This is a genomic window from Actinomycetota bacterium (assembly GCA_036280995.1).
In the GTDB taxonomy this organism is placed as follows: domain Bacteria; phylum Actinomycetota; class CALGFH01; order CALGFH01; family CALGFH01; genus CALGFH01.
The window spans coordinates 20,690-27,564 of record DASUPQ010000629.1 but is presented as its reverse complement, the minus strand read 5'-3'; the positions used below and the strand labels follow the sequence as shown (position 1 = coordinate 27,564).

Annotated in this window: 6 protein-coding genes and 1 pseudogene; 3 read left to right on the top strand and 4 right to left on the bottom strand. The window is 72.4% G+C overall.

Going from position 1 to position 6,875, the window contains the following annotated elements:
* The coding region (locus VF468_21485; GenBank protein HEX5880863.1) for a DUF1254 domain-containing protein at positions 1 to 839 on the bottom strand (839 nt) is incomplete at its 3' end.
* A gap of 359 nt (positions 840 to 1,198) precedes the next feature.
* Between VF468_21485 and VF468_21480 the strand changes: the two are divergent.
* Both VF468_21480 and VF468_21475 read left to right on the top strand, forming a co-directional pair.
* Positions 1,199 to 1,500, top strand: a pseudogene (locus VF468_21480) (antibiotic biosynthesis monooxygenase).
* Between the two features lie 357 nt (positions 1,501 to 1,857).
* A complete protein-coding gene (locus tag VF468_21475; protein ID HEX5880862.1) occupies positions 1,858 to 2,931 on the top strand; it encodes a hypothetical protein in 1,074 nt (357 codons plus the stop codon).
* A gap of 30 nt (positions 2,932 to 2,961) precedes the next feature.
* On the opposite strand, the gene VF468_21470 is transcribed toward VF468_21475, so the two are convergent.
* Together VF468_21470 and VF468_21465 are read right to left on the bottom strand one after the other, a co-directional pair.
* Positions 2,962 to 3,621 (bottom strand): response regulator transcription factor, encoded by a 660-nt coding sequence (locus tag VF468_21470; GenBank protein HEX5880861.1) that lies wholly within the window; start codon positions 3,619 to 3,621, stop codon positions 2,962 to 2,964.
* Between the two features lie 55 nt (positions 3,622 to 3,676).
* Entirely contained in the window at positions 3,677 to 4,195 is a 519-nt protein-coding gene (locus tag VF468_21465) for a hypothetical protein (protein HEX5880860.1), read from the bottom strand.
* Between the two features lie 287 nt (positions 4,196 to 4,482).
* Here VF468_21465 and VF468_21460 point away from each other — a divergent pair, with 287 nt between their 5' ends.
* The gene (locus VF468_21460) at positions 4,483 to 5,688 is read left to right on the top strand and encodes a hypothetical protein (protein HEX5880859.1); all 1,206 of its coding nucleotides are present in this window, start codon (positions 4,483 to 4,485) and stop codon (positions 5,686 to 5,688) included.
* 12 nt (positions 5,689 to 5,700) lie between these two features.
* Here VF468_21460 and VF468_21455 read toward each other — a convergent pair whose 3' ends face one another.
* Positions 5,701 to 6,867, bottom strand: coding sequence for an MFS transporter (locus VF468_21455; protein ID HEX5880858.1), 1,167 nt, complete (start codon positions 6,865 to 6,867; stop codon positions 5,701 to 5,703).
* Between the last annotated feature and the right edge of the window lie 8 nt (positions 6,868 to 6,875).

Below are 6,875 nucleotides of genomic sequence, written 5' to 3'. Positions count from 1 at the left end.
AAGTCGAGGTTGTAGTCGAAGATGTGGAAGGTGAGGTTCCAGCCGTTCTGCTTGGGGGTCGGGCTGTGGGTGAGGGCCTGCTCCAACCCTTCCTTGCCCTGCTTGAGGCCGGCCCGGAGCATGGCCGCCAGTCCGGGGTCGGAGTCGATGTAGGGCGAGGTCGGCTCCAGTAGCCCCAGCGGCCCGAACCGCCGCTGGTGCTCGAGGTCGCGGGCGGCGGGCGGGAACGCCCGCATCCAGACCCGCAGCTGCTCGAAGAAGCGGAGGTCCTCGGGGACCGACGGGTCGGGCTGGGGGAGGCCGGGGCCGGTCCCGCCGCCCAGCGGGGTCAGGGTCAGCCCGGCCTGGAGGGCCTGCACGGCCGGGAGGTCGTCCTGGCCGTCGACGGCCCAGCGGCCGACGATGGTGGCAACAGCGGTTGGGAAGCGGATGACCGGTCCCTGGTCGGCCGGGCCGGCCTCGTCGCCGGGGGGCAGTAGCAGGAACGAACCCGCTCCGGTGCCGGTCGCCCGGTGGCCGACGTAGGCGAAGTTGTTGGTCCAGGCGTCGACGAACTGGAGCACGTAGTAGCGGCCGCCGGTGTCCGGGACCTCCAGGCGCACCGGGCCGGCGCTCAGGTCGAGCTGGGCGATCGAGTACACGGTGTCGTTGTTGATCGAGACGAACCGGTCCTCGGGCCCGGCGAGGGTCGAGGCATGGCCGAAGCGGTTGAACGGGGTCGCCGGCACGCCGCCGATGCCGTTGCGGGTGAAGCGGTCGACCTCCTGGAGGTCGAAGACCAGCGGGAAGCCGTAGATGAATGCCGCTGCCGCCAAGGCCCCCCGGTCATCGCTTGCCACGGGCATCTCCCTTCCACCCAGCAGTCGGAAGCCGACAGTGGAAGCGTCGCTCGACCAGGGCGAGTGCGCATCACCCGGGCAGGGTGATCCACACACCTAACGCGGAGGCCAACCTGGGGCACACCTGGGCATGCGCCAGGGGACACCAACGGACCATCCCCGGCACACGCCAACCAAGCCGCGCTGGTCATGTTGGGTCGCCGCCAGCGGCGATCGGCGTCCCGAGCAATGGTCGTCCGCTGATTGCTCCGCCGTCGCCGTACCGCATCGTCTCCCTGTCCGAGCGCGTGCGCCCCCGCAGTATGATGCTTGATGGTTGGTTTGCTTGGTGGCGGCGGCTCCTTGGAAGGAGAGCGGTGATGGTTACGGTGGGACTACTTGTTCGTCTGGTGGCCACGCCCGGCAAGGAGGCTGAGGTGGTCAGCTTCCTTGAGGGAGGCTTGGCGCTGGTGGAGGAGGAACCGGCGACCATCGCCTGGTTCGCGGTCCGCCTTGGACCCTCGGAGTTCGGGATCTTCGACGCCTTTCCCGACGACGCGGCCGCCAAGCCCACCTTGGCGGCCAGGTGGCCGCCGCATTGATGGCCCAGGCGCCGGAGCTGTTCGCGCAGCCTCCGGTCATCGAGCCGGTCGACGTCCTTGCGGCCAAGCTGCCTGGGTAGCTGCCGGTCCGCGAGCCGATGACCGACGAGGAGATGCAGCAGTCCCACCAGCAGCTCGGCACCCTCGAGCAGGACCTGAAGTCGGCTGGGGCGTGGGTCGTCTCGGGTCGCCTGCACCACCCTCCACCGCCACTGTCGTGCGCATGAGGCTCCGTTCGTCGGTTCCAGCTTCCGCCCCGGCGGACGGCGCTGGCATGGGCGGATGGCCCGTGACGGCCGGGACCGTTGACCCTGCCCTGTCGCGCTGGGCGGCGGCACGCTCGCATTGAGGGGCTTCGGGAGGTGATTGCGACGACTGGCATCAGGAACGAATCGTTCGGGGCCGACAAGCCGGACCAGGGGACTGGGGGTCAGCGGGTGCTGTGCCCCTTCGACCTCCAGGTGTGGGACGTCGACCGGATGCTCAATTTCGAGATCGCCGACGATCCCCACTACGAGGGCCTGGAGCTCCAGGTGTTCGACGACCCTGTCCACGGCCGGGGGATGATCGTCCTGTTCAAGCGGCGCCATGACGGACGCTTCGACGTCTACCGCCAGCCTGGCCTGGCCTTGGATCCCGCATACGTCCAGGTGGGTGGCGAGCTGGGGGAGTGGCGCCAGGCGTCCATCGAGCCGGCCCGGTTCGAAATCGGCCCGTGCGGGATCGACGTCGATGTCTGCCTCACCGACCTGGCCGGTCGGGAGGTCCGGGTGCGGATCGACGACCGAGACGGACGGCGCCGGCACCCGGGAACGCTGCTCGCGCCGGTCGGCTCGACGATCGAGCACCCGGTCTCGCTGCCCTTGTTCCTCATGGGCGGCTGCGACCTGGTCCGCAAGACCGGCCCGGCCTTCGACCTCCGCATCGGTGGCCGGAGGGTGACCACCGGCCGTCTTCCCGGCGGCTGGCTGCACCGGCGTCGGCTGGTGAAGTACACCGCCGCCCCCACCGCGGTCGTCCTCAATCCGGCCGGCGACGGCCCCGTCGCCACCGTCGATCCCCGGACACCGGGGAACGTGCGGTTCGACGGTACGTCGAACCGGATCGAAAGCCTCCAGGCACGAACCGCCGGCCACCGTGCCGGTCTGGTGCTCGAGCCGGCCCTCCCCGATATTGCCCGGCTCCGGCCCGATACCCTGGCGACCGGCGCCTGGCGGCTGGACATCGACAACACCCCGGCCGTCGTCGGCGGCACCTGGACGGTCGAGCGGCGCCAGGACCACGTCGACCTTGTCCTGGACGTCACCCGAGGCTGGCGCCCGCGGGGGCTCCCGCCGCTCATGGCGGCCGTCACCCGGGTCGCCCCCGTGTTTCGCAACTGGCCGATGACCTACCGCTGGTCAGCCACCATCACCCTGGGCGCCCGGCCACTGCTGAGCTCACGGTGGGAGCGCAAGAGCAGCAGACGCGACCAGTCGTATCGGCGGCTCACCACCGCGCGACCCCGATAACGCGCGCCGCCCTCAACACCGACCGGCTGGTCAGGCGCCGGGCAGGGTGGTGTGGCGGGCCAGGTAGGCGGCGGCTTCGGCGCGGCGGGCGACCTCGAGCTTGGCCAGGATGCTGGAGACGTAGTTCTTGACCGTCTTCTCGGCCAGGCCGAGCTCCTCGCCGATCTGGCCGTTGGTCCGGCCGTCGGCCACCAAGGAAAGAATCCGTTCCTCCTGGGGGGACAGACGGGCCAGCTTCTCGTCCTTGAGGAGGTGCTTGCCCTTGCGGAGCCGGTCGAACACGCCCTTGGTGACCGCCGGGTCCAGCAGGTTCTGACCGGCGCCGACGGCCTGGATGGCCCGGACCAGCTCCTCGCCGCGGATCTGCTTGAGGACGTAGCCGGCGGCGCCGGCCATGATCGAGGCGAACAGGGCCTCGTCGTCGGCGAAGCTGGTCAGCATGAGCACGACCGTCTGGGGGCGGGCGGCGCGGATGTCGCGGGTGGCCTCGATGCCGGAGCCGTCGGAGAGGCGGACGTCCATGACGATCACATCTGGCAGGGCCTGGGCGGCTACGGCCACGGCCTCCCGTGCCGAGCTGGCCTCGGCGCACACCACCACATCCTCACGGTCGTTGAGCAGCAGCTTGATGCCGTCGCGGACGACCTCGTGGTCGTCGACCAGCATGACCCGCAGCGGTGGCGCGCTCATGACTCCATCGTCGCAGGTCCCGCTGGGCCGGCTCAAGCGGGTACGGGTTGCTGTGTCAGGGGACATTTGCCTCGACCCCTCCTTCGGGACCGATCGCCTGGACGTCACCGTTGGTCATGGCCTGATCCGTGATTGCCGCGCCGACCCGGTCCAGGAAATCCTTCACGGTCGCCTCGGCCACCCGGTGGAGCAGCACCCGGTCCACAGCCCGGCCGACCACGCCGAGCGGTGGGCGGTAGCGGGCGCTGATAGCCAGCTGGGTCCGATCTCCGCCGAGCGAGCCCAGCTCGAGGTTGGCGTCCAACTGGGGGAGCGCCCCTTCCAGACCGACCGGCTCCCAGGTCAGCGGCAGCGAGGTCATGGAGGGAAAGCGCACTGGCTCGCCCAGTTGGATCCTGACCTGCCGCCGCAACTTGACGCCGAGGGGTCCAACGCCGACCTCACCGAGCAGCCCATCACCACGGGCTTGGGCCTCTCCGGCCACGGCTGACAGCCAGCCGGCCGGAGAGCCGGCCAACGCCTGCTCCACCTTGGCTACCGGCAGCGACAGCTCAATGTAGTAGCGTACGAACATGCCACCAGGGTGAACGCTGCGAAGGCCGGGGCGTAGGGTCCAACGGCCCGGGGTGGGCGGGTCTTTCGGTGGGACCCCGACGCCGCATCGCCTTCTCCCCTCCTTGGGCTGTGTCCCGCACCAAGGAGACGCCTGCGTGCCCGAGACCCACATGAAGGACTCCACGAGATCCAGTGCCGCAAGCTGCTGGCCGACCACCACCCCGGCCGGCTGGCCCTGGTCGACGCCAAGGGACCGGTGATCGTGCCGGTCAGCTACGTGGCCGAGGTCACCGGCCGGCGCCGGGGATGACCGCCGCCCGGCCGACCCGGCGGGCGCCGCGGCAGCTGCTGGTGGCCGCGTTCGTGCTCGCCTACCTGGCCGTCGGCGGGGTGGTCCTGGCCCTGGGTCAGCGGGTCCCGGGCGGGGGCTGGCTGGCCCTGCACCTGGTCCTGCTGGGGGCGGCCACCAACGCCATCGTCGTCTGGAGCGAGTACTTCGCGGCGGCACTGCTGCGGGCGCCGCCGGCCTCGGAGCGGATGGCCGTGGTCAGGGCGCTCGCTCTGAACCTTGGGGTCGTCGGCGTGCTCGTCGGGGTCCACACCGGCCGTTCCGGCCTGGCCGCGGCCGGGGCCTGCCTGGCCGGGCTGACCGTGGGAGGCCACGCCCTCGGCCTGGCTGGCCGGATCGCCCGGGCGCTGCCGGCCAGGCTGTCCCAGACGGTCTGGTTCTACGTGGCCGCCGCGGCCGCGCTGCTGGCTGGCATGGGCCTGGGGCTGTGGCTGGCCGGCGGGGCGGCCGCCTCGGCCGACGCCTACCGGGCGCTGCGGCTGGCCCACCTGCACCTGAACATGCTCGGGTGGGTCGGGCTGGCGGTCGTCGGGACCCAGTTCACCCTGTGGCCGACGGTGCTGCGCACCCGCATGGTGCCTGGGCTGGAGCAGGCCGTCCGCTGGTCGCTGCCGCCGCTGGCCGGTGGGCTGGCGGTGGCCGCGGCCGGGCTGGCCAGCCAGCGCCGGGTGGTCGCGCTGGCCGGGCTGGTCATCTACGCGGCCGGCCTGGGCGTCGCCCTGGTCCCGTTCGTCCGCACCGTCCTGCGGCGGCCTCCGCATACGGCGGCGTCGTGGATGCTCGGGGCCGGGATGGGGTGGCTGGTGGTGGCGGTCGTGGCCGACCTGGGTGCCCTGGCCGTCAGCCGGCGGGTGATCGACCTGGACGGCCAGCTGGCGCGGCTGGTCCCGGTGGTGGTCGCCGGGTTCGCGCTCCAGACCCTGACCGGGGCCCTCACCTATCTGCTGCCGGTCGTGTTCGGGCGCGGGGCCTGGGGCAACCGGCGGCTGACGGGGATCCTGGAGCTGGGCTGGCCGCTGCGGCTGGCCGCCGTCAACCTCGGGGTGGCCCTGCTGGTGGCGGGCGCCCCGCCACGGATCGGGTGGTGGCTGGCCGGGCTGGGGCTGGGCAGCTTCGTGCCCCTGGCCGCGGTCGCGCTGGCGACTGCGATCCGCCGCGCCTGACCAGCCCGGGGCTCAGCCGGACCGGCGGGCGGCGCGGGCCTCGGCGCCGCTGCCCAGGCGCCAGGCGGTGAAGACCAGGCCGGCCAGGGCGACGTCGCTCAGCAGCATCAGGCCGATCGCGTAGTCGCCGGTGGCCTGGTAGACCAGGCCCATGACGATCGGCGGGAGGAACCCGCCGAGGCCGCCGGCGGCGCCGACCAGGCCGGTCACGCTGCCGACGCTGGCCGCCGGGACCCTGGTGCCGACCAGGGCGAACACGGCCCCGTTGCCGAGGCCGAGGGCGGCCGCCATGGTCAGGAAGGCGACGGTGGCGAGCACGATCGGAGGCTGGAAGGCGGCGACCACGGCGCCGGCCGCGACCACGCCGAGGGACCACTTGAGGACGGGAACGCCGGTGATGCGGTCGGCCAGCCAGCCCCCGGCGGGGCGGGCCAGGGTGGCCAGGACCACGAACCCGGCCGCCCGGGAGGCGGCGTCGGTGGTCTCCAGGCCGTAGACGGTCTTGAGGAACGTGGGCAGGTACACGCCGAAGGCGACGAAGCCGCCGAAGGTGATGGCATACAGCACGGCCAGGTCGCGGGCGATGGGCATGCGGGTGGCGGCCAGGAACCGGGTCAGGAACGGCTCGGTGGCCCGTGGCCGGTCGGGGGCGTCGCGGCCCAGGACCAGGAAGGCGAGGCCGACCGCGGCCAGGCCGACGGCCACGATCAGGAACGCCCAGGGCCGGCCGAGCGAGCTGGCCACCCGCGGGCTGACGAAGCCGGAGATGGCGGTGCCGATGTTGCCCATGCCGTAGATGCCGAGCGCGACCCCGCGGCGCTCGGGCGGGAACCAGGCGTTGACGAACGGCACCCCGACCGCGAACGAGGCCCCGCCGAGCCCGAGGAACAGGCCGCCCAGGAGCAGGGCAGGGTACGAGGTGGCCGCGGCCAGGAACAGCACCGGCACGATGACCACGAACGACAGGGCGGCGAACACGATCCGGCCGCCGTAGCGGTCGGTCAGGGCGCCCAGCGGGATGCGGCCGAGCGACCCGACGATCACCGGCACGGCCACCATCACCGACACCGCCAGCGGGCTCAGCCCGAGCTCCTCCTGGTACCCGGGGGCGAGCGGGCTCAGCAGCGACCAGGCCCAGAAGTTGACCGCGAACCCGATGGTGGCCAGGGCCAGGGCCATGCCGCGGC

Excerpts from the sequence above, each read along its gene's own strand:
- VF468_21470 (HEX5880861.1), bottom strand. The coding sequence starts at position 3,621 with ATGAGCGCGCCACCGCTGCGGGTCATGCTGGTCGACGACCACGAGGTC.
- VF468_21465 (HEX5880860.1), bottom strand. The coding sequence starts at position 4,195 with ATGTTCGTACGCTACTACATTGAGCTGTCGCTGCCGGTAGCCAAGGTG.
- VF468_21460 (HEX5880859.1), top strand. The coding sequence starts at position 4,483 with ATGACCGCCGCCCGGCCGACCCGGCGGGCGCCGCGGCAGCTGCTGGTG.
- VF468_21455 (HEX5880858.1), bottom strand. The coding sequence starts at position 6,867 with ATGGCCCTGGCCCTGGCCACCATCGGGTTCGCGGTCAACTTCTGGGCC.